Annotated in this window: 21 protein-coding genes; 11 read left to right on the top strand and 10 right to left on the bottom strand. The window is 74.2% G+C overall.

From position 1 onward, the window contains the following. Positions 1-84: 84 nt before the first annotated feature. Positions 85-1,746, bottom strand: coding sequence for a phosphomethylpyrimidine synthase ThiC (gene thiC, locus RM780_RS08920; RefSeq protein ID WP_311630023.1), 1,662 nt, complete (start codon positions 1,744-1,746; stop codon positions 85-87). Positions 1,747-1,941: 195 nt separating this feature from the next. Between thiC and RM780_RS08915 the strand changes: the two genes are divergently transcribed. After that, positions 1,942-3,246 (top strand): YibE/F family protein, encoded by a 1,305-nt coding sequence (locus RM780_RS08915; protein WP_311630022.1) that lies wholly within the window; start codon positions 1,942-1,944, stop codon positions 3,244-3,246. Here the strand turns inward: RM780_RS08915 and RM780_RS08910 are convergent. Together RM780_RS08910 and RM780_RS08905 are read right to left on the bottom strand one after the other, a co-directional pair. Continuing rightward, complete coding sequence (locus RM780_RS08910; RefSeq protein ID WP_311630021.1) at positions 3,209-3,424, bottom strand: DUF5326 family protein; 216 nt, start codon at positions 3,422-3,424, stop codon at positions 3,209-3,211. The two genes, RM780_RS08915 and RM780_RS08910, sit on opposite strands and share 38 nt — an antisense overlap. Positions 3,425-3,596: 172 nt before the next feature. Further along, positions 3,597-3,914: a cupin domain-containing protein gene (locus RM780_RS08905; protein WP_311630020.1), complete on the bottom strand. Its 318-nt coding sequence runs from the start codon at positions 3,912-3,914 to the stop codon at positions 3,597-3,599. Between the two features lie 78 nt (positions 3,915-3,992). Between RM780_RS08905 and RM780_RS08900 the strand changes: the two genes are divergently transcribed. Genes RM780_RS08900 through RM780_RS08885 form a run of 4 tightly spaced genes read left to right on the top strand, consistent with a single transcriptional unit; the run spans position 3,993 to position 6,726 of the window. After that, positions 3,993-4,364 (top strand): phage holin family protein, encoded by a 372-nt coding sequence (locus RM780_RS08900; protein WP_311630018.1) that lies wholly within the window; start codon positions 3,993-3,995, stop codon positions 4,362-4,364. Then, entirely contained in the window at positions 4,357-4,875 is a 519-nt protein-coding gene (locus RM780_RS08895) for a low molecular weight protein-tyrosine-phosphatase (protein ID WP_311630017.1), read from the top strand. Before RM780_RS08900 ends, RM780_RS08895 begins: the two co-directional genes overlap by 8 nt. A gap of 34 nt (positions 4,876-4,909) precedes the next feature. Then, a complete protein-coding gene (locus RM780_RS08890; RefSeq protein ID WP_311630016.1) occupies positions 4,910-6,166 on the top strand; it encodes a cystathionine gamma-lyase in 1,257 nt (418 codons plus the stop codon). Between the two features lie 44 nt (positions 6,167-6,210). After that, positions 6,211-6,726 (top strand): NUDIX hydrolase, encoded by a 516-nt coding sequence (locus RM780_RS08885; RefSeq protein WP_311630015.1) that lies wholly within the window; start codon positions 6,211-6,213, stop codon positions 6,724-6,726. A gap of 114 nt (positions 6,727-6,840) precedes the next feature. Here RM780_RS08885 and RM780_RS08880 read toward each other — a convergent pair whose 3' ends face one another. Together RM780_RS08880 and RM780_RS08875 are read right to left on the bottom strand one after the other, a co-directional pair. Continuing rightward, entirely contained in the window at positions 6,841-7,674 is an 834-nt protein-coding gene (locus tag RM780_RS08880) for a pyridoxamine 5'-phosphate oxidase family protein (protein WP_311630014.1), read from the bottom strand. A 142-nt stretch (positions 7,675-7,816) separates the two neighbouring features. Continuing rightward, on the bottom strand, positions 7,817-9,160 hold the full coding sequence (locus tag RM780_RS08875; RefSeq protein WP_311630013.1) for a globin domain-containing protein: 1,344 nt from the start codon (positions 9,158-9,160) through the stop codon (positions 7,817-7,819). A 254-nt stretch (positions 9,161-9,414) separates the two neighbouring features. Here RM780_RS08875 and RM780_RS08870 point away from each other — a divergent pair, with 254 nt between their 5' ends. Next, positions 9,415-9,753 (top strand): GNAT family N-acetyltransferase, encoded by a 339-nt coding sequence (locus RM780_RS08870; RefSeq protein WP_311630092.1) that lies wholly within the window; start codon positions 9,415-9,417, stop codon positions 9,751-9,753. 82 nt (positions 9,754-9,835) lie between these two features. Here the strand turns inward: RM780_RS08870 and RM780_RS08865 are convergent, their stop codons facing one another. After that, entirely contained in the window at positions 9,836-11,233 is a 1,398-nt protein-coding gene (locus RM780_RS08865) for a serine hydrolase domain-containing protein (protein ID WP_311630012.1), read from the bottom strand. Positions 11,234-11,368: 135 nt separating this feature from the next. Between RM780_RS08865 and RM780_RS08860 the strand changes: the two genes are divergently transcribed. Both RM780_RS08860 and RM780_RS08855 read left to right on the top strand, forming a co-directional pair. Then, positions 11,369-11,938 (top strand): DUF2269 domain-containing protein, encoded by a 570-nt coding sequence (locus tag RM780_RS08860; RefSeq protein ID WP_311630011.1) that lies wholly within the window; start codon positions 11,369-11,371, stop codon positions 11,936-11,938. A gap of 5 nt (positions 11,939-11,943) precedes the next feature. Next, positions 11,944-12,828, top strand: a complete 885-nt coding sequence (locus RM780_RS08855; RefSeq protein ID WP_311630010.1) for a GNAT family N-acetyltransferase — start codon at positions 11,944-11,946, stop codon at positions 12,826-12,828. Positions 12,829-12,847: 19 nt separating this feature from the next. On the opposite strand, the gene RM780_RS08850 is transcribed toward RM780_RS08855, so the two are convergent. Beyond that, positions 12,848-13,363: a MarR family winged helix-turn-helix transcriptional regulator gene (locus RM780_RS08850; RefSeq protein WP_311630009.1), complete on the bottom strand. Its 516-nt coding sequence runs from the start codon at positions 13,361-13,363 to the stop codon at positions 12,848-12,850. A 101-nt stretch (positions 13,364-13,464) separates the two neighbouring features. Here RM780_RS08850 and RM780_RS08845 point away from each other — a divergent pair, with 101 nt between their 5' ends. Further along, complete coding sequence (locus RM780_RS08845) at positions 13,465-13,845, top strand: cupin domain-containing protein (RefSeq protein WP_311630008.1); 381 nt, start codon at positions 13,465-13,467, stop codon at positions 13,843-13,845. Positions 13,846-13,862: 17 nt separating this feature from the next. On the opposite strand, the gene RM780_RS08840 is transcribed toward RM780_RS08845, so the two are convergent. Then, positions 13,863-15,113, bottom strand: a complete 1,251-nt coding sequence (locus RM780_RS08840) for an MFS transporter (RefSeq protein WP_311630007.1) — start codon at positions 15,111-15,113, stop codon at positions 13,863-13,865. A 158-nt stretch (positions 15,114-15,271) separates the two neighbouring features. Here RM780_RS08840 and RM780_RS08835 point away from each other — a divergent pair, with 158 nt between their 5' ends. Then, positions 15,272-15,709: a MarR family winged helix-turn-helix transcriptional regulator gene (locus RM780_RS08835; RefSeq protein WP_311630006.1), complete on the top strand. Its 438-nt coding sequence runs from the start codon at positions 15,272-15,274 to the stop codon at positions 15,707-15,709. A 104-nt stretch (positions 15,710-15,813) separates the two neighbouring features. Further along, positions 15,814-16,215 (top strand): VOC family protein, encoded by a 402-nt coding sequence (locus tag RM780_RS08830; protein ID WP_311630005.1) that lies wholly within the window; start codon positions 15,814-15,816, stop codon positions 16,213-16,215. Here RM780_RS08830 and RM780_RS08825 read toward each other — a convergent pair. Then, positions 16,199-16,840, bottom strand: coding sequence for a helix-turn-helix domain-containing protein (locus tag RM780_RS08825; RefSeq protein ID WP_394812924.1), 642 nt, complete (start codon positions 16,838-16,840; stop codon positions 16,199-16,201). The genes RM780_RS08830 and RM780_RS08825 overlap by 17 nt on opposite strands. 43 nt (positions 16,841-16,883) lie before the next feature. Beyond that, positions 16,884-20,636, bottom strand: a complete 3,753-nt coding sequence (locus tag RM780_RS08820; protein ID WP_394812923.1) for a replicative DNA helicase — start codon at positions 20,634-20,636, stop codon at positions 16,884-16,886. Positions 20,637-21,138: the final 502 nt, after the last annotated feature.

Below are 21,138 nucleotides of genomic sequence, written 5' to 3'. Positions count from 1 at the left end.
CCCCCGCGGACGGCGCGCCCCGCCGCCCGCGGGAAGCGGCCGGGACCGGCCTCGGCCGGTCCCGGCCCGCTCAGCCCGTCCCGGTCAGTCGGCCAGGGGGAGGTAGAGCCGGCCGCCGGACTCGGCGAACTCGCGGGACTTGGCCAGCATCCCGGCCTCGACCTCCTCCGGGGTGGCCTCGGCCTCGCCGCCGAACTGCTCGTTGATCGCCCGGCTGATCTTCATCGAGCAGAACTTCGGCCCGCACATCGAGCAGAAGTGCGCCGTCTTGGCGGGCGGCGCCGGCAGGGTCTCGTCGTGGAAGGCGCGCGCGGTGTCGGGGTCGAGGGAGAGGTTGAACTGGTCCTCCCAGCGGAACTCGAAACGCGCGTCCGAGAGCGCGTCGTCCCACACCTGCGCCCCCGGGTGCCCCTTGGCCAGGTCGGCCGCGTGCGCGGCGATCTTGTAGGTGATGACGCCGGTCTTCACGTCGTCGCGGTCGGGCAGTCCCAGGTGCTCCTTCGGCGTGACGTAGCAGAGCATGGCGGTGCCCCACCAGGCGATCATCGCCGCGCCGATGCCGGAGGTGATGTGGTCGTACCCCGGGGCGACGTCCGTGGTCAGCGGGCCGAGCGTGTAGAACGGCGCCTCCTGGCACAGCTCCTGCTGGAGGTCGATGTTCTCCTTGATCTTGTGCATGGGCACGTGCCCGGGGCCCTCGATCATGGTCTGCACGTCGTGCTCCCGGGCGGTCCGGGTCAGCTCGGCCAGCGTGCGCAGCTCGGCGAACTGCGCCTCGTCGTTGGCGTCCGCGATCGAGCCGGGCCGCAGCCCGTCGCCCAGCGAGAACGTCACGTCGTAGGCCCGCAGGATCTCGCACAGCTCCGCGAAGTGCGTGTACAGGAAGTTCTCCTGGTGGTGCGCCAGGCACCAGGCGGCCAGGATCGAGCCGCCGCGCGAGACGATGCCGGTCTTGCGGCGCGCGGTGAGCGGGACGTACCGCAGCAGCACGCCGGCGTGCACCGTCATGTAGTCCACGCCCTGCTCGGCCTGCTCGATCACCGTGTCGCGGTAGACCTCCCAGCTCAGCTCCTCGGCCCGGCCGCCCACCCGCTCCAGGGCCTGGTAGATGGGGACGGTGCCCACGGGGACGGGGGAGTTGCGCAGCACCCACTCGCGGGTGGTGTGGATGTCGCGGCCGGTGGAGAGGTCCATCACCGTGTCGGCGCCCCAGCGGGTGGCCCAGGTCATCTTCTCGACCTCCTCCTCGACGGAGGAGGTGACGGCCGAATTGCCGATGTTGGCGTTGACCTTCACCAGGAAGTTCTTCCCGATGATCATGGGCTCGGCCTCGGGGTGGTTGACGTTCAGCGGCAGAACCGCGCGGCCCGCGGCGATCTCGTCGCGGACGAAGGCCGGGGCGACGTTCTCCCGGAGGGCGACGAACTCCATCTCCGGCGTGATCTCGCCCCGGCGCGCGTACGCGAGCTGCGTGACCAGGCCCGCTTGCCCGTCGGCGCGCCGCTCCTCGATCCACGGGCGGCGCAGCGGGGGCAGGCCGCGGCGGACGTCGGTGACGACCCCGGGGTCGGTGTACGGGCCCGAGGTGTCGTAGAGGGTGACGGAGTTTCCGTCCGTGAGGTGGACCCGCCGGACCGGGACCCGAAGGTCCGGCCGGGATCCGGTGAGGTACGCCTTGTGCGAGCCGATGACGGGCCCGGCGGCCCCGTCGGCAGGCGTGCGTGCGTCGGCATCCTGAATGGTCATCAGACCTGACTCCCTACGCCGGCATTACCCGGTAACAGGTTCGGCGGTCGGCGCGGCCCCAGCGCCCTCTCAGCCCCGTGCCCGGAGCTCCCGCGGTGTGCGATATGCGAGGTGCGAAACGATTCGCGGCTCCACGCTAACGGCACACCGGGCGCCCTGAACAGAGGGCCAGGCCGCTTACGCGATGATCGGACGGTGACCGCACACGGAGAACGCCACGAGGCCACGCCGCACCCCACGCCCCACGCGCACGCCCACGGGCCGGCCACGCCGGTCTCGGCGCACCTGCGGCGGGTGATAGCGGCGGTGCTGATTCCCTTCGCCGCGGTCGTGGGCATCGGCCTGATCGTGCTGTGGCCGGGCGGGGCGCCGGAGCAGGAGGGGCACACCGGCGTCGGCTTCGACCAGCAGCGCGAGCGGGCCGAGGTGACCGAGGTGCGCGAGGTCGCCTGCGAGGACGTGGGGGTGATGGTCCAGCAGGGCGTGACGGGCGCGTGCGAGCAGGCGACGGTCGAGGTGACCTCCGGGCCGCACGCCGGGCGCACCTTCACCGAGATCGTCCCGCCGGACTCCACCCAGCGCTACGACGAGGGACAGGGCGTCATCGTGGCCTACGCGCCGGACGCTCCCGAGGAGTTGCAGTACAGCATCGCGGACGTGGACCGGAAGGCGCCGATGCTGCTGCTGGCCGGCGTCTTCGCGCTGGCGGTGGTCGCGGTCGGGCGGCTGCGCGGGCTGCTCGCGCTGGCCGGCCTCGTGGTGAGCTTCGCGGTGCTGACACTCTTCATCCTCCCGGCGATCCTGCACGGCTCGAATCCGCTGCTCGTCGCCGTGATCGGGGGCAGCGTCATCATGCTGGTGACGATGTACCTCTGCCACGGGGTCAACGGCCGCACCTCCGTGGCCGTCCTGGGCACGCTGGTCTCGCTGCTGCTGATCGGGCTGCTGGGCTCGGCGTTCACCTCCTGGGCCAGGCTGACGGGGAACACGGACGACCAGACCGGGCTGGTGCACACGCTCTACCCGGACATCGAGATCCGCGGGCTGCTGCTGGCGGGCATTCTCATCGGCTCGCTGGGCGTGCTGGACGACGTGACGGTCACCCAGACCTCGGCGGTGTGGGAACTGAAGCTCGCCGAGCCGGGGGCGGGCTGGCGCCGGCTGTACCAGTCGGGGATGCGGATCGGCCGGGACCACATCGCCTCGGTGGTGAACACCCTGGTGCTGGCCTACGCGGGCGCCGCCCTGCCGCTGCTGCTGCTCTTCACGATCGCACAGAGCAGCGTGGGGACGGTGGCCTACAGCGAGCTGGTGGCCGAGGAGATCGTCCGCACCCTGGTGGGCTCGATCGGGCTGGTGGCCTCGGTGCCGGTGACCACCCTGCTGGCGGCGCTGGTGGTCAGCGCGGACCGGGACCCCCACTCCCTCGCGGCTCCCGGCGCGCCCGGCGGGACGGCGGCGCCTACCAGCCGCCGCCACCGGAGGACGAGGAGGAGGTGACCTTCCGGACCACGAAGATCAGCACGGCCACCAGGGCGGCTATCAGCAGCAGCCGGAACAGCAGGTGCAGCAGCCACACCACCAGGCCCCCCAGCAGGGTGCCCAGGACGACCACGGCTATGGCGGGCAGCGCGATCCACCGCACCCACCACGGCAGGGTCATAAAGGCTCGCTTCATCGCCACCGGCTCCTAGCTCCGCACGAAGGACCGCGCGTCCTCGACGCGCCGCCACGTACTCGATGCTAAGCGCGCAGGGCCCGCCCCGGGAGGGCCGCCGCCCCCGGTCTCCCCCTGACCGTTCCCTGATCCCGACCCTGAGCGGCGGGCCGCCCGGCCCTCGGGGGAGGGCTCAGCCCTCGGGGGGAGAGAAGACGACCAGGACCCGCAGGTCCTCGGTGATGTGGTGGAAGCGGGCCGGGACCCCGCCCGGGACGAAAACGACGCTGCCGCGGGCCACGGTCGTCGTCTCTTCCCCGACCGTGATCGAGGCCCGGCCGCTGACGACGAAGTTGAGGACGTCCTGGCGGTGCGGGCGCTGGGTGTCCTGCTCCCCGGCGGCCAGCGCGTAGAGACCGGCCGAGAGATTGCGTTCGCGAAGGAAGCGGAGGTAGGCGCCGTCGTGCGCCAGGCGCTCCGCCTCCAGCTCGTCCAGCCGGAATGCCTTCACCGGGTCCGTCCCCCGCTTTCCCCTGATTCCCGTCGCGATCCCCTTGCGCGGATCGGCTCGTCTGCAACGATCACCTGTATGTCTAGTCTCTTCTTCCGGTTCGTCGCCAACGCGGTGGCCCTCGCGGTCGCCGTGTGGGTGGTGGACGGCATCACCCTCGGCGACGGGGACGCGGACACCGGGGCCCGCGCCGCCACGCTCTGCGTCGTCGCGCTGATCTTCGGCGCGGTCAACGTCGTGGTCAAGCCCATCGTCTCGTTCTTCTCCCTGCCCCTGCTGATCCTGACGCTCGGCCTGTTCACGCTGGTGATCAACGCCGCGATGCTCGGGCTGACCGCCGCCCTGTCGGGCGACGCCTTCAATGTCGACGGATTCGGCGCGGCCTTCTGGGGCGGCCTGATCATCTCGATCGTCTCCTGGGCGGTCAACCTGGTGCTCGACCGTGACTGAGACGGCCGACGCGGACCCCGCCCCGCCGCGGCCCGGCCGCCCCCGGCCCCTGCGCGTCTGCTTCGTCTGCACGGGGAACATCTGCCGTTCCCCCATGGCCGAGGCCGTGCTGCGCGAGCGGCTCGCCGCCGAGGGCCTGGCCGGCCGCGTCCTGGTGGACAGCGCCGGGACCGACGACTGGCACGTCGGCCAGCCCGCCGACCCGCGCGCCGTCGCCGCCCTGCGCGAGGCCGGGTACGCCCCCGGCGCGGAGGGGCACGCCGCGCGCTGCTTCGGCGCCTCCTGGTTCGCACGGTACGACCTGGTCGTCGCGCTGGACCGCTCGCACCTGCGCGCCCTGCGCCGCCTCGCGCCCACCCGCGAGGCGGCCGACAAGGTGCTGCTGCTGCGCCCCGACGGCTCCGACGTCCCCGATCCGTACTACGGGGAAGACGCCGGCTTCGCCGCCTGCCTGGAGATCATCGAGGAGGCCGTGCCCCGGCTGGTCGGAGCCCTGCGCTCCGCCGCGTGACCCGCCCGCGCCGGGCCGGCCGTAGGCTGCCGGCATGAGCACCAGCGCGGCACCGGGCGACGGGAAGGACGGCCGGGACCCGGCCGAGGAACAGGGCGCGGACCGGGGCCGGGGCCAGGCAGAGGCCAGGCCCGCCGCCCGGCTGGGCGAAGGCACCCGGGCCGTCCGCGCGGGCCTGCCCGAGGCGCAGGCGTACGCGCCTCCGCTCCCCGGCCCCGCCCTCACCTCCCACTTCCACCTGCCCGGCGACCCCGCCACCGCCCCCTACACCTACGGCCGCGACACGAACCCCACCTGGACGCTGCTGGAGCGGGCCGTCGCCGAGCTGGAGGCCCCCGGCGACGCCGCCGCGCGCGCCGTCGTCTTCCCCTCCGGGATGGCCGCCATCAGCGCCGTCCTCCTGGGCCTGCTGCGCCCCGGCGAGACCGCCGTCCTCCCCTCGGACGGGTACCAGTCGCTGTCCCGGCTGCGCGAGCGCCTGGAGGCGTTCGGCGTCCTGGTCCGCGCCGCGCCCACCGCCCGCGACGCCCAGCTCGCGGCCCTGGAGGAGGCCGGACGGCCGCGGCTGCTGTGGCTGGAGACTCCGTCCAACCCCGGCCTCGACGTCTGCGACGTCCGCCGCCTGTCCGCGGCGGCGCACGCCCGCGGCGCCCTGGTCGCCGTGGACAACACCCTGGCCACCCCCCTCGGCCAGCGCCCCCTGGAGCTGGGCGCCGACCTCGCCGTGGCCAGCGGCACCAAGGCCCTCAACGGCCACGGCGACGTCCTCCTCGGCTACGCCGTGGCCCGCGACCCGGCGCTCGCCGACCGGATCGCCGACTGGCGCACCGCCGCGGGCGCGATCCTCGGCCCGATGGAGGCATGGCTGGCCCACCGCGGCCTGGCCACGCTCCACCTGCGTGTGGACCGCCAGCAGGAGAACGCCCTTGCGCTGGCCGCCGCGCTGCGCGAGCGCCCCGGCGTGAGCGGCGTGCGCTACCCCGGCCTGCCGGACGACCCCGCGCACCCCGTGGCCGCCGCCCAGATGCGGCGGTTCGGCTGCGTGGTCTCCTTCGTCCTGCCCGGCCGCGAGGAGGCCGAGCGCTTCCTCGCCGCGCTGCGGCTGGTGGACGACGCCACCTCCTTCGGGGGCGTGCGCTCCAGCGCCGAGCGCCGCCGCAGGTGGGGAGGGGACGCCGTGCCCGAGGGCTTCGTCCGCTTCTCGGTGGGCGTGGAGGACCCCGAGGACCTGATCGCTGACGTGCGCCGGGCCCTCGACGGCGCGCTCGGGACGGGCCGGACGGCACCGTAGGGCGCGCAGGTTTCGCCCGCGAGCCCCCGGGCCACATGACTCACATGTTCCAAGCGCACCCCCAGGGAGGCCGGGTGGTCAAGCGCACCGCACGCGCCATCCTCCTCGACACCCGCGAGAGCCCCGACCACCTGATCGTCATCAAGCGCACCAAGCCCGGCCGCGCCCCCTACTGGATCACCCCGGGGGGCGGGGTCGAGCCGGAGGACGCGACCGTGCTGGACGCCCTGCACCGCGAGGTGTTCGAGGAGCTGGGCGCGGAGATCACGGACGTCGTGCCCGCCTTCGTGGACACCGTCCCCTACACCCCCGGGGACGGCGAGGAGGCCAGGCCGGGTCTGAAGGTGCAGCACTTCTTCGCCTGCCGGCTCGCCTCGATGGACCCCGCCCTGCGGCACGGCCCCGAGGTGGAACACCCCTGCGGCACCTACGAGATCGTGCGGCTGCCCTTCACCCCGCAGGCCCTGGCCTCGGTGGACGTGGTGCCCTCCTCGCTGCGCACCTACCTCTCCCGCAACATCGTCGGCATCCGCGCCCTCTTCGCCCCCGACTTCGCCTGAACGCCCGGCGCGAGGCCCGCCGCGGCCACGCCCGGCCACGCCCGCCGCGGACGTTCGCCGCAACGCCCGCCGCCGGCGTTCACGGCAACGCCCGGGGCAACGCCCGGCGCGCGGTCAGCCGAACCAGCCGCTGCCGTGCGCCCCCGCGCCCGCCCGGTCCTCCGCGCCGGAGCCCAGGCGCTCGGCACGTTCCAGGGCCCTGCGCGCCTCCTCGCGCCAGGCTTCCGCGTCCGGGGGCGCGGGCGCCGCGGCGGCAGCCGGGACGACGGGCTCCGGCGCGGCGAGCCCGTCGCGCTCCCGCGTGCGCCGCAGTTGCGCGTCGCGCGCCGCGCCGAAGAAGTCCCCGCCCTTGCGCCGCTGGTCGTCCGTGCCCCAGTCGCGGGGCGTGCCGCGGGGCGCCTTCACCAGGTGCGGGATGTGCTTCGCGCAGTGGATGTAGGCCTCCTCCACCTCCACCACGACCCAGGCCTCGGGCCGGCGGCCCGGCACCGAGTCCACCGGCAGGCCGGGGTGGGCCGCGCGCAGCTCCGCGTCGGGGACCATCCGCGCCCGGCCGTTGACGTGCAGCCCGATGCGGGCGCGCGTGAAGTCCATCAGCAGCAGGCCGGCGTGCGGATTCTCGGAGATGTTGCCCAGCGAGGCGTGCACGCCGTTGCCCCGGTACTCGGGGAACGCCAGCGTGCGCGCGTCGAGCACGTGCAGGAAGCCGGGCGGCCCGGCCCGGAAGCTGTTGTCGCACTCGCCGTGCCGGTCGGCCGTGGCAAGGAAGAACATCTCCTGCCGGGCGACGAACTCCCGCATCCGCTCGTTGAGATGGTCGAGCACCTGCTCGTCGTAGAAGCGGCCGGCCCGCTCCTCGGAGCCGAGCCGGCGCTGGAGGGCGTGCTCGCCGTCGCTGCCCGGGCGGCGGCCGGCGGCGGGGGTGCCTGGGGGTGGGGTCTGTGTCATGCCGTGGGTCGCTTCCGGCCTCGTGGGGGTGGTGGGGGCGGGTCGGGAAGGGGCGGAGGGGGCGGACGGGGGGCGCACGAGAGGGGCGTGCGCCGGCGGCGCATGGGGCGGCGGGCGGGACATCGCGGCATCGCGGCGCGGCTCACCCCCCGGCGGACACCAGGCGGCCGGGGAAGTCGTGCCGTATCCGCTCCGCGGGAACGCCCGCGGTCACCAGCGCCTCGACGCCCTTGCGGATCATCTGCGGCGGCCCGGCCAGGTACCCGTCGCGCTCGCGCCAGGGCCCGAACTGCCGCAGCGCGTCCGGCAGTCGCCCCTCGATCCCGCGCCGGGCGTACTCCGCGACCACCGGCCGCACCGACAGCCACGGGTGGAGCCGCTCCAGCGCGAGCAGGGCGTCCAGGTCGTACAGCTCGGAGTCGCGGTTGGCGCCGAAGAAGACCTCGACGGGCCGCCGCACGCCGTGCTCCGCGACCTCCTCCACCAGCGCCTTGATCGGGGCGATGCCGGTACTGCCGCCCACGCACACCAGGCCGCGCCCGGAGGCGGCGTCCAGCGTCATCGAGCCGCCGGACGGCCCGAGTCTGAGCACGTCGCCGCGCCGGGCCCGGTGCACCAGGGAACGCGAGACCCAGCCCGCCGGGACGGACTTGACGTGAAAGGTGAGCAGGCCGTCGGGGCGCGGCCGGGAGGCGAAGGAGTAGTGCCGCCACACGCGCGGCCACCAGGGGGTCTCCAGCGTGCAGTACTGGCCGGCCCGGTAGGGGTAGGGCTGGTCGGGCCGGACGGTGACCACCGCGACGTGGCTGGTGCGGCGCTCGTGGGCGACGATCTCGGCCTGCCACCATGCGGGGGCGGTGAGTTCGGCCTCGGCGGCGGCGTCGATCATCGTCTGGGAGATCGCGGTGTACGCCCGCACCCAGGCCGCTTCCGCCTCCGGGCCCCACGTCGCGGGTGCGTGGCGTTCCAGCGCGGCCATCAGGCACTCCCCGACTGCCGGATAGTGCTCGGGGCGGGTGCCGTATTTCCGGTGACCCCGGCCGAGATGGGACAGATATTCCGTCAGGGTCACGGTGTCGTCGATATGTTCGGCGGCCGTGAGCAGGGCGCCGAAGAGGCGGTCGCGCTGGGTGTCCATCGCAGCTGGGAACATCTCGCGAAGCCCCGGATTGTGCACGAACAGCAGCGCGTAGAAGTACGAGGTCACCTCGTCCGCGATCGGCTCGATCTCCGCGAGGGTGCCCCGGATCACAACGGCGTCGCGGGAAGGCACGCCATTTCCGGAACGCCCGGCGGGGGCGTGGGGCGGGTGTTCCGCGGGGGTCTCCGCGCCCCGGTCCGCCGCTCCGCCCGCCGGCCCTGCCGCCCGTCCGCGGGGCCGTCCGCCGGGGGTCGCCTGCCCGCGGACGCCCGGAATGCCCTCGTATTCGCCGGGTGTCCCGCTGCCGGTGGTGGTGGCGCCGTCGTCGGCCGATATCGCGGTCATGACCCTGCCTCGCCTCGATCAACTCCCGGTCGCACAGCGTGTCAGCACCCTCACCGGGAGCGCGGGGTTAACCGGAAACCCGGCCCTCGAACCCCTGGCATCCCATAAACTGAACGGCTCTCGGCCGCCCCGGACGCCTAGCCGACCCTACCGTTATGCGGCTGAGACACAAGCCCCTTCCTGGAACGCGAGGTTCGCACGTTTCCTGCGGTTTATCGAAGTTTCCTAGGCTGTGTGACGTGCCCCTTGAGCAAATGACCTTGCGCCCCGCGCGGCGGGAAGAAGTGCCCGGGATCGTCGCGATGCCGGCGGACGACGCGCTGGGCGCGACGCGCGAGAATCCGGCCGAACTCGGGCCTTGTCCGGCGGCTTTCCAGCGGATCGACGCCGACCCCCGGCAGCACCTGCTGGTGGGCGAGTGCGCGGGCCGGGTCGTGGGATCGCTCCAGCTCAGCATCCCGCACGGGCTGTCCCGGCAGGACTGCGCGCTGGTCCGGCTGACCTCGGACAACGCCCGCGCGGACGCGCACCGCTTCTATCAGCGGCTGGGCTTCCGGGCCACACACGTGGGCTTCGAGCTGCCGCTGGCCTGAACCGGGCGGCCGGGAGCGGCCGTTGAACGCCCCTGGCGCGGGCCGGAGCCTGTCCGGCCCGCCGCCCCCGGCGTGAGGAAGCTCACCGCCACCCCTCCGGGTCCGCGCCCCCCGGAAGGGGCGCCCCGGGGTCGTACGGACGGCGCGTGAAGACGAACGTGCCCACGTCCAGCGCCTCCGCCGCGCCGGACGCGCCCCGCACCACGCGCAGCGTCTCGCCCGCGTAGTACCCCTCGATCCCCGTCCACGTGCCGTCCGCGGCGGGCAGGAAGCGGCTGCCGCGCACCCCGCCGCCGGCCGGCTCCAGCAGCAACGCCCGGCCGGGCAGCAGCCGCAGCCCCGCCGGGACCGTCCCCCAGTACCAGGTGCCGGTCAGCGCGGTCAGCTCCGGGTCGGCCCCGGGGCCGGGCCGCCAGACCGGGGGCAGCGGGGGCTCCCGGCGGGCCACCAGCTCCAGCAGCCCGGCCGCCAGCGAGGCGACGGGCGGCCCGGAGGTGGCGTTGGCCAGCGCCACCGCGGCCAGGTCCTCCTCCGGGCTGGTCCACAGGCAGGCCACGAACCCGGGCATCGACCCGCTGTGCCCGGCCAGCACCCGGCCCTCGCGGCGCAGGAGCTGAAGGCCCAGGCCGTAGCAGGACTCCCAGCCGGGCCCCTCGGGCGGCGCGGCCGGCTCGCGCATCGCGGCCAGGGACTTCGCCCCGAGCACCCGGTCGTCGCCGCGCAGCAGGAAGCCGGCGAACGCGGCCAGGTCGCCGAGGGTGGACCACAGTTGCCCGGCCGGGGCCATCCGCCCGGTGTCCACGGCCGGTTCGGGCTGCCGGGCGTCGGCGTGCGGGTGAACGGCCCACCCGGCGGCGTGCGGCGGCGCGGGCAGCGCGGTGGTGCGCTCGAGGCCCAGCGGCTCCAGCACCTCGCGGCGCAGCACGGTGGACCACGGCTCGCCGCGCAGCCGCTCGACCAGGGCGCCCAGCAGGGCGTAGCCGGGGTTGGAGTAGTGGAACCGCAGCCCGTGCGGGTGGAGTTGGGGGGCCTCGCCGAAGACGTCGGTCAGCTCGGGGCGCAGCGCGCCGGGCGTGCGTTCCCACCAGGGGCCGCGGGCCTCGGCGGCGAGCCCGGCGGTGTGCGTGAGCAGTTGCGCGACGGTGGCGCGCGCGCCGTGCGGGGCGGGGAGGTGGTCGCCCAGCCGGTCGTCGAGCGCGAGCAGGCCCTGCTCCCGCAGGCGCAGCACGAGCAGGGCGGTGAAGGTCTTGGTGAGCGAGCCGATGCGGTACTGAACGTCCTCGGGCCGCGCGCCCTCGGGCAGCTCCCCGCGCGCGGCGCTCCACACCGTGCGCCCCCCGCGCACCACAGCGGCGAGGACAGAGGGCGCGCGCCCGGTGGCCTGCGCGGTGGCGAGGCGGTGGTCGAGGGCACGCCGGGTCTCCGGCAGCAGGTCGCCGGGCGTCTCGGGGCTCGTCGGGGTCTCGTCGGTCTGGGTCATAGCGCCACCCCTATCCCACCGCCCCGGCCGGGGCCACTCGGTTCCGCCGCGGCGGGGCGTACTCGGTCGCGAGTAGCGGGGGATACTCCCGCCGTCAGACGACCGGGGGCGGCTCCCGGGGCCACCGTGGGTGGCATGAGACAGCTCGCGCGCCCCGCCCGCCGGGGCCTCCTGGTCCTCCACGTCGTCGTGTCCGTCGGCTGGCTCGGGCTGACCCTGTGCCTGCTGGTGCTGGCCGTGGCCGGCGCCACCACCGGGTCGGCGGCCACCGCCGAGGCCGCCTACCTCTCGATGCGGGTCTTCGGCGACTGGCTGGTGACGCCGCTCGCGCTGCTGACGCTCATCAGCGGCCTGGTCCTCTCACTGGGCACGCCCTGGGGGCTGGTGCGCTACCGGTGGGTGCTGACCAAGTTCGTGCTGACGCTGATCACCGCGGCGGCCTCGGTGTTCGCGCTGCGGGCCGGGATCGACGAGGCGGCCGGGCAGGTGGCGGCGGGGGAGCCCGTTCCCGACCCGGCGGGGCTCGTGGTGCCGCCGAGTGTGGCGCTGGCCACCTACCTGTTCATGACGGCGATCTCGGTGCTCAAGCCGTGGGGCCTGACGCGCTGGGGGCGCGCGGCCCGTCGCGCCGCCGCGCGCCCCGGCGCGGCGGGGGCGCGGACCGGAAAACCGCTCGCCGTCTCCGCGCCGCGTCCGCCACTCTGAGGCCCGTGACGCCCTCCCCGCCGACCTCGCCGCCGCCCGCCGTCCGCCGCCTGACCCTCGCCGACCTGGACGCCTGCGTCGCACTCGCCGCCGACTGCGGCTGGCCGCCCGAGCACCACAAGTGGCGGCTGCTGCTGGCCGCCGGCCGCGGCTACGGCATCGACGCGGCGGCCGGGGACGGGCCCGCGGGCGGGCTGATCGCGGCGGTGGTGGTGACGCCGTACGGACGGGAGGCCGCCTCGGTGGGGATGATGCTCGTCGCCTCCCGGCACCAGCGGCGCGGACTGGGGGAGCGGCTGCTGCGGACGGCGCTGGAGCGGTGCGCGACGGAGGCGGTCTTCCTCACCGCGACCGACCGGGGACGGCCGCTGTACGAGCGGCTGGGCTTCAAGCCGGTGGGCGCGGTCACGACGCTGCGCGGGGCCTTCGCCCCGGCGGGCGGGCAGGCCGCGGGGGGCGTGGCGGTGCGGGCGGCGACGGCCGCCGACCTCCCCGGCGTGCTGGCCTACGACCTGCCGGCCTTCGGCGCCGACCGGACGCCGCTGCTGACCCGGCTCCCGGCGTTCTCCGATCGCTTCCTGGTCGCGGAGCGGCCCGGCGGCGGCCTCGCCGGGTACGCGGCGCGCTGGCCCAACGCCGAAACGGCCGTCGCCGGGCCGGTCCTGGCCGACGACGAGGCGGTGGCGCGGGCGTTGATCACCGCGCTGGCGGCGGGCTCGGACGCGCCGCTGCGCTTCGACGCGGACGACCGCCACCCCCGGCTGGCGGCCTGGCTGCGCGCGTCCGGCCTGGCCGAGACGGCCCGCTGCACCCTGATGGTCCTGGGCGCCCCCGGCCTCCCCGGCGACCCCGCCCGCCGCTTCGCCCCCTACTCCCTCGCCCTGGGCTAGCGAGGCACTCCCGCCGCCCCTACCAGACCGGCCGCAGCGGGGGCGGCGGGTCGCCGCCCAATTCCCTTACCAGGCGTGCCAGTTCATCCCGCAGACCCGCCAGCGCGGCGCCCGGCTCCTTCCCCGCGCCGAGCCGGCCCGCGACCTCGGCCTCCAGCGTGCGCAGCACGTGCCCGGCCGCCTCCAGGTGCCGGTGCGCGGCCTCGGTGAGCACTACCAGGCGCCGCCGCCCGCCCGCCGGGTGCGGCTCGCGGCGCACGTAGCCGCGCCGCTCCAGCTCGTCGACCAGCTGCCCGGCCGCCTGCTTGGTGACCCCCAGCCGCTGCGCCAGCTCGCTGCTCGTGGCCCCGCCGGCGCGCAGCGCCTGGAACGCCAGGCCGTGCGCGGGCCGCAGCCCGCCGTGCCCGGCCCGCTCCAGGCGAGCGGTGAACTCCCCGATGAGCAGCTGAAAGGCCCACCCCAGCAGGAACGTCAGCTCCGCCCCCGCGAGCGGATCGGGGCCGTGCTCGGGGCGGGCGGTGGCGTGGTCGGTCACCCGGCCATGGTGACACAGACGAGTAAAGATGCTTTACTCCAGCGAGCAGCGAGTAAAGCATCTTTACTTACGACTGACGACGAGAACCCCCGGAGCCCGCCATGCGCGTCACCGTCCCCACCGCCGCCGACGTCACCGTCACCCCCAACGCCGAGATGACCAGCCTGGCCACCCCCAGCCGCGGCACCGCCGAGGTCAGCGCCTGGCGGGTGCGGATGGAACCCGGCGCGGCCGGGCCCCCGCACGCGATGGACCGCGAGCAGATCTGGGTGCCGCTGACCGGCGCCCTGCTGATCGCCGCCGGGGACGCGGAGCCGCGCCGGGTGGCGCCCGGCCAGGCCGCGATCCTGGCGGCCGGCGAGGTCCGGCGGATCGCCGTCGACGGGGAGGCCCCGGCCGAGGCCCTGGTCTGCACGGCGAACGGCGGCCGGGCCACCCTCCCCGGGACCGGCGAGGTGCGCGCCGTCCCCTGGGCCGAGTGACCCGGTCCCCCGCCGCCTCAGCCGCGGGCCGCCTCCGCCGCGCCCACGGCCGCGGGCGCCTCCGCGGGGCGCCCGGCCGCCACCGGCGCGCCCCCACCGCGCGGCCCGCGCCGCTCCAGGGCCGCCGCCAGCACGGCGAGCAGCAGGGCGCTGGCGGCCATGCCCGCGCCGACGAGGTTCGGCAGGGTGGGGCCGCCGCCCGCGGACAGGACCAGGCCGCCGAGCCAGGCGGCGAGGGCGTTGCCCAGGTTGAACGCCCCGATGTTCATCGCCGAGGCCAGCGTGGGGGCCTCGGCCGCGTGATCGAGGATGCGCTTTTGCAGCGGCGGAACGGTCGCGAAGCCGAATGCCCCGATCAGCGCCAGCGTCACGGCCGCGCCCACCCGGTCGTTCGCGGTCACGGTGAACGCCGCCAGCGCCACGGCCAGGGCGGCCAGCGACAGGTAGAGCATCGGCATCAGGGCGCGGTCCGCGTACCGGCCGCCGACCAGGTTCCCCGCCACCAGGCCGACGCCGAAGAGCACGAGCAGCCAGGTCACGGAGGACTCCGCGTAGCCGGCCGCCTCCGTCATCATCGGCGCGATGTAGGTGATCGCCGCGAACACGCCGCCGAAGCCGAGCACCGTGATGGCCATGGCCAGCAGCACCTGGGCGTTGCGGAACGCCGCCAGCTCCCGCCGCACGCCCCCCGCCTCCGGGGAACGCCCGCCGCCCCCGGCCCGCCCCTCCCCCGGCACCAGCGCGGCCACGCCCGCGAACGCGGCCACCCCGACCAGGGCGATGGCCACGAACGTCAGCCGCCAGTGCACCTGCTGGCCCAGCAGCGTCCCGGCGGGCACGCCGACGACGTTGGCCACGGTCAGGCCGGTGAACATCAGCGCGATGGCGCCCGCCCGCCGCTGCGGGGCGACCAGCCCGGCCGCGACCACCGCGCCGATGCCGAAGAACGCCCCGTGCGCGAGCGAGGCGACGACCCGGCCCGCGAGCAGCGCGCCGAAGGCGGGGGCCGCGGCGGACAGGGCGTTCCCCGCCACGAAGAGCACCATCGTGAACAGCAGCATCCGCTTGCGCGGCACCCGGGCCCCGGCGATGGCCAGCAGCGGCGCCCCGGCCACCACGCCGAGCGCGTAGCCGGAGGCGGTGAACCCGGCGGTGGGAACCGAGACGCCGTACTCGTCCGAGATCTCCGGCAGCAGGCCGGTGACCACGAACTCGGTGGTCCCGATCCCGAACGCCCCGACGGCCAGCGCGAGCAGCGCGAGAGGCATGGCACGCCTCCTTTCAGCAGACTTCAGCAGACTTCCGGCGAACTTCATGCGGGCAGGCTTTACCCGCACTGACAATAGTTGCAGACGCTTGATATACGCAAGCGCCGACTATTTTGCCGTTGCGTTACCCTGAGGTGACAGGACCCCGAGGAGCCGCCATGACGCGTCCCCAACCCGACCTCGCCCAGGGCTGGTGCGCCCTCTCCGCGCTGCACGACCGCATCGAGGCGCACATCGAACGCGCCCTCCAGGCCGCCCACGGCCTCAGCGTCCGGGAGTACTCCGTCCTCGACGTCCTCAGCGGCCAGCACGGCGGCGACGGCGGCCACCTGCGGATGAACGAACTCGCCGACGCCGTCGTCCTCAGCCAGAGCGCCACCACCCGCCTGGTCAACCGCCTGGAAGAACGCGGCCTGCTCACCCGCTACCTCTGCCCCACCGACCGCCGCGGCATCTACACCGACGTCACCGACGCCGGCCACCAGCTCCTGACCGCTGCCCGCCCCGTCAACGACGCCGCCCTGCGCGAAGCCCTCGACGAGGCCGAACGCCGCCCCGCCCTCGCCCCCCTCGTCGCCGCCGTCCGCGCCCTGTGAACGCCCGCGGCCGAACGCCCGCCCCGCGCGCCGCCCCGCCCCCGCGGCCGACGCGTCCGATTCCTTCAAGCCGGGCGGGCGGGCCCCTCCCTAGGCTGCGGAGCATGACAGCACGACTGGACCTCATCGGACTCGTCACCGACGACATGGCCGCCGCCCTCGCGTTCTACCGGCGCCTCGGCCTCGACATCCCCGCCGGGAGCGAGGCCGAGCCCCACGTCGAGGCCACCCTGCCCGGCGGGCTGCGCATCGCCTGGGACACCGCCGAAACCGTCCGGGCCATGTTCCCCGACTGGACCCCGCCCACCGGCGGCCACCGCATGAGCCTCGCCTTCCTCTGCGACGGCCCCGAGGGCGTGGACCGGCAGTACCAGGAGCTGGTGCAGGCCGGCTACCACGGCGAGCGCGAACCCTGGGACGCCTTCTGGGGACAGCGCTACGCCGTCGTCCTCGACCCCGACGGCAACAGCGTCGACCTCTTCGCCCCGCTCACCGCAACCGGCTGACCGGCTCCCCCGCCAGCTCCCTCACCTCCCGGCTCAGGTGCGCCTGATCGGCAAAGCCCGCCAGCACCGCCACCTCCGCCGGCGGCCGGCCCCGGCGTATCAGGCGCAGCGCCCGCTGAAGGCGCAGCACCCGGGCCAGCGTCTTGGGCCCGTACCCGAACGCGGCCAGGCTGCGTCGCCGCAACTGCCGCTCGCTCAGCCCCAGCCGACGGGCCGTCGCCGCCACCCCGAGCCCCGCCCCCAGCAACTCGGCCGCGACGGCCCGCCACGGCTCCGGCGGCCCACCCCGCCGCAGCCGCCCGGCCGCCACCGCCTCCAGCACGGCCCCCGGCTCCGCCGCCCCCGCCACCCGCTCGGCCAGCCGACGCACCTCCGCCCCCGGCCACAGCGCCTCCAGCGCCACCCGCCGATCCGTCAACTCATCCGCCGGCACCCCCAGCACCGCCGGCCCCACCCCCGGCGGAAACCGCACCCCCGTCCACGGCCCCCCGTCCGCCCCCTCCACCACCTGCGCCCGGGTGTCCGGCCCCGCCACCAGCAACTCCCCGCCGTGCCACATCACATCCATGCACCCATCCGGCACGACCCGGGCCACCCCACCCACCGGAGGCGCATTCCCCCACACCACCACCCCGCCCCCCAACCGGGACGGCCGCTCCCGGTACACCTCAGAAGCCCCCCTCCATGTTGACGAACCGCGAGTAGTGCCCCTGGAAAGCCACGGTGATCGTGGCCGTCGGCCCATTCCGATGCTTCGCCACAATCAAATCCGCCTCCCCGGCCCGCGGCGACTCCTTCTCGTACGCGTCCTCCCGATGCAGCAGGATCACCATGTCGGCATCCTGTTCGATCGAGTTGTGGACGGAGATGCCGTTCGCGACGAAATTGTGCGTGCCGAGCACCGTGGCGTCGTAGACGTCCTGCTCGCCGAGACTCTCGACTGAGACGACTCGATCCCAGAACACATCGCTGGTCGCTAGCAGTTCCAGCCGGGCATTTTCAAGTACTGCAGCAATTGCGGCCAATCGGGAGCGGGCTGGGGCCCTGCTCGCGATGTCCTTACGGACGGAACCAATCCCATGACACAGGCCGCCCATAGAGAGGCGTCGCTCTCTCATCACCTCACGCACGTCGGCCCATACCTGCTGAGGGACCGTGTCCAGGCTAGTGCGCGCTTTCACAGACGCCAGCCGCTCCGCTGCTTCGGTGGCTCGAGCTGACCGCGCGCCGAAAACTCCCACACGCTCCACAAAGGCACGCTCTTCGTCTGCACCTGCCACTTCCAACGACCAGCCCGAGCGCCCTCGCGCGTTCCTGACGGCGTATACGCGTGATCTGATGTCCAGTCGCAGCAGGAGCTGCTGAAGGTCACGCGCGAGGCGTTCGCTCGTCGTCGCGTAGTACACGCGCACCGCGCCGGACTTGGCGACCGTCACGGAACCGTCGGTCGCCCACAGGTGGCGCAGGAAGAGCCGGATCTGCTCGTCCGGCAGGGCGAACAGATCCGGTGGGAGGAACTTCTCGTGGGCGCGCTTGCCGTACAGGCCGAACCGGTCGAGCCACGCGGCGATCGGGTTGCGCCGGCCGCGCGCCAGGCGGAACGGGGCGGGCAGGTACACGTGCTGCCACGCTCCCTGGGGCACGCGCCTCGGCGTGATGCCGAAGTGCGCCGCCGCTGCCTCGACCGCGGCGAGGTTCGCCTCGTCGTTGCTCGTGTAGTGGACCGGCTGGCGCGGGGCGACGCAGCCGTCTCCGAGGAGGTGCGCCAGCATGACCAGCTCCGGCTCGGGCCAGGCGGCCGTCCGCTCCGGCGCCCCGATCCGCCGGGGAACGGCCACCCGCGAGCCGACGCCGAGTTCGCCGAGCGGCGTCCACCCGTCGTAGGTGAGGAACGGGTGATTGGCCGTGGCCTCGATCTCCCGGCCGGAGGCCAGGCGCAGCCTGAAGACCTCTTTCGTGCCGCTGGGGAAGACGTGGGTCATCGTGCGCGGGACGAGGCGCAGGTGCTCGTCCACGGACCAGACGGGGATGTCGCGCTCGCCGCTCGTCAGCAGCTCTCCCATGGTGACCTCGGCGCCCGTGTCGGCCCGCAGCACGCGAGTCCCCGCGGTGACGCAGCCCGATTCGCGGAGGTCGGAGATCATCGGCTTTTTGTCGGTGCGCTGTTCGGGGCCTCGGTTGAGCTGGGAGAGGGCGACCACGGGGACCTCCAGCTCCTTGGCGAGGAGCTTGAGGTTCCGGGACATTTCCGAGACCTCCTGCTGGCGGCTCTCGGGGCGGCGGCTGGCGCCCGTCTGCATCAGCTGGAGGTAGTCGATGACGACGAGCTGGAGGTTGTTGCGCTGCTTGAGGCGGCGGCACTTGGCGCGGATCTCCATCATCGACAGGTTCGGGGAGTCGTCGATGTAGAGCGGCGCCTCGTTGACCTCGGCCATCTGGCGGGCCAGACGATTCCAGTCCTCGTCGGTCATGCTCCCGGACCGCATGTGATGCAGCGCCACCCGCGCCTCGGCCGACAGCAGCCGCATGGCGATCTCGTTCCGCCCCATCTCCAGCGAGAAGATGACACTCGGCAGCTTGTGCTTGATCGAACAGGTCCGCGCGAAATCCAGCGCGAGCGTGGAGTTGTGCGTCGGAATCATCGACCGCGTGGCCAGATAAAGACGGTCGGCGTTGTCCACCTGGACGCACCGGACGGGGACGCTTTCGATCTCGCGGACCTCGGTGATGAACCGCTGCCGCAGCCGCGGCGTCCCGGGGCGCCGCCGGTCCGCGTGCGCGCGCCGCTTCCGCTCCAGCCCGAACACCTCGTCGCCCGGCGTGAAGGTGATGAGGTAGGCGATGGAGGTGTGCGGGTAGCGGCCCTTGACCGGGCGCCTCGTCATGCCGCAGCGATAGCCGAGGCTGACGACCAGCTCGCGGAAACCTTCGGCAAGGGCCTTGCTGGTCACGGCGAACTGCACCGAGCCGGTGTTCGTCACCGTCCCGTCGGTGTCGAGGAGCCCGGCGAGCAACTCCCTGCGCTGGGCCACCGAGCCGCGCAGGTACGCCGGTGGAATGTGCTTATTCCCCAGGAGACCCATCTGCCGCAGCCGCACGAGGAGACTGCCGTGGCTCCGGTGACAGGCGGCGCAGCGGGGCTCGGCGGAGGCCGAGAAGCAGTCCTTGCCGCAGTCCACACACGCGGTGTGAGGGACGGGGGGCGAGAAGAGGCGGGCCCTCCCCCCGCAGGACCGGCCGCAGGTCCGCACGTGGGCGAGCTTGGGGACGAAGGGCTTCCCGCAGACGGCGCAGCCGCGCTCGATGGGCCGGGCGTCGCCGGTGTGGAAGCGCAGGGCGTAGGTGAGCGACGTCCCGCCGACCCTGCGGACGGTGAAGCCCTCCTCCTGGACGCGGCGGAGGATGCCGGGGTCGGCGGAGGTGATCCGGGCGGCGTCGCTGTGCCCGTCGCCGAGCCAGACACCCAGCACGTAAGGCGGGACGGGCAGGTCCTGAGGGGGAAGGTCGAGAGGGGCGGCGGTCTTCACCGTGTGGTTCCTACGACGGTCGGCCGTGGGGCAGTGCAGCGTCTCGGCGATCTCCTTGGTGGTCCTGACCGCTGCGGGGACGGTCCCGGGGGATCTGCGCGAGGCCCGGGTGTCGGTGAGCCACTCGTGATCGGCGTCGGCGATCACGGCGGTGCCGTCGTCGAAGACCAACTCGTAACACGGCCGTCCCGTCAGCACCTCCGTGGCGGCCACGACGCGGGTCGGTCTTCCGGAGGCGTCGAGGAGGAGGTCTCCGGGCCTGACCTCGCCCATGGTCGTCCAGCCGGTGGGGGTGGGCAGGGGGGTGTCCAGGGCCAGGGCCTTGCCCATGGCCGGGCGGGCCGCGATGACGATCATTTGGCCGGGGTGGAGGCCGTTGGTGAGGGAGTCGAGGTCGGTGAAGCCGGTGGGGACGCCGGTCATCTCGCCGCTGCGGTTGCTGATGGCCTCGATCTCGTCGAGGGTGCCCTCCATGATGTCGCCGAGGGGCAGGTAGTCCTCGGCGGTGCGCTGCTCGGTGACGGCGTAGATCTCGGACTGGGCGGCGTTGACGATGTCGTCGACGTCGCCGTCGGCGGCGTATCCCATCTGGGTGATTCGGGTACCGGCCTGGACGAGGCGCCGCAGGACGGCGCGGTCGTGGACGATCTCGGCGTAGTACTCGGCGTTGGCGGCGGTGGGGACACGGTGGACGAGGGAGTGGACGTAGCCGGCGCCGCCGACGCGGGCCAGCTCGCCGCGCTTGGTCAGCTCGGCGGAGATGGTGATGGGGTCGGCGGGCTCGCCCTTGGCGTACAGGTCGAGGATCGCGCTGTAGATCGTCTCGTGGGCGGGCTTGTAGAAGTCGTGGCCCTGGAGGACCTCGACCACGTCGGCGATGGCGTCCTTGGACATGAGCATGCCGCCGAGGACGGACTGCTCGGCCGCCAGGTCCTGCGGGGGGACCCGCTCGAAGGCGGCGCGCTCGGGGTCGCCGTCCGGCTCGGCGCCGGGCTCGCGGCGGGGGCGCGCGACGGGCGGGCCCTGCGGCTCGGCCTCGTCCCACGCAGGCCCCGCGTGCTCAAGGTCGGTCATCGGCCTCGCCTCCTCCCCGGCGCTACATGTCTTTCTTACGGCACAGCTCTGACAGTCGGGCGCCGGAGCAGGGACCACGGTAAGGCCGGGGCCGGGGAGGACCAACCACGTTATCCACAGGCCGGTGTGGATTTCAGATCGCGCCCTGTGGATGACCGCCGGATTCCTGTGGACGAACCGGGGGGCGACAGGGGACGGGGCTGTGGAGAACTTCGGCCGTCCGCGCCGACCAGGGCGTTGACCTGCGATTTCGCCGTCCACCTGCTGTGCGCGGAAAAAAGTCGCGGCGCGTCGGCGGAATCCCGCCATCCGCCGGGCGGCC

This window comes from Streptomyces boetiae, from assembly GCF_031845405.1.
Taxonomy (GTDB): domain Bacteria; phylum Actinomycetota; class Actinomycetes; order Streptomycetales; family Streptomycetaceae; genus Streptomyces; species Streptomyces boetiae.
This window is presented reverse-complemented; position numbering and strand designations above follow the sequence as displayed.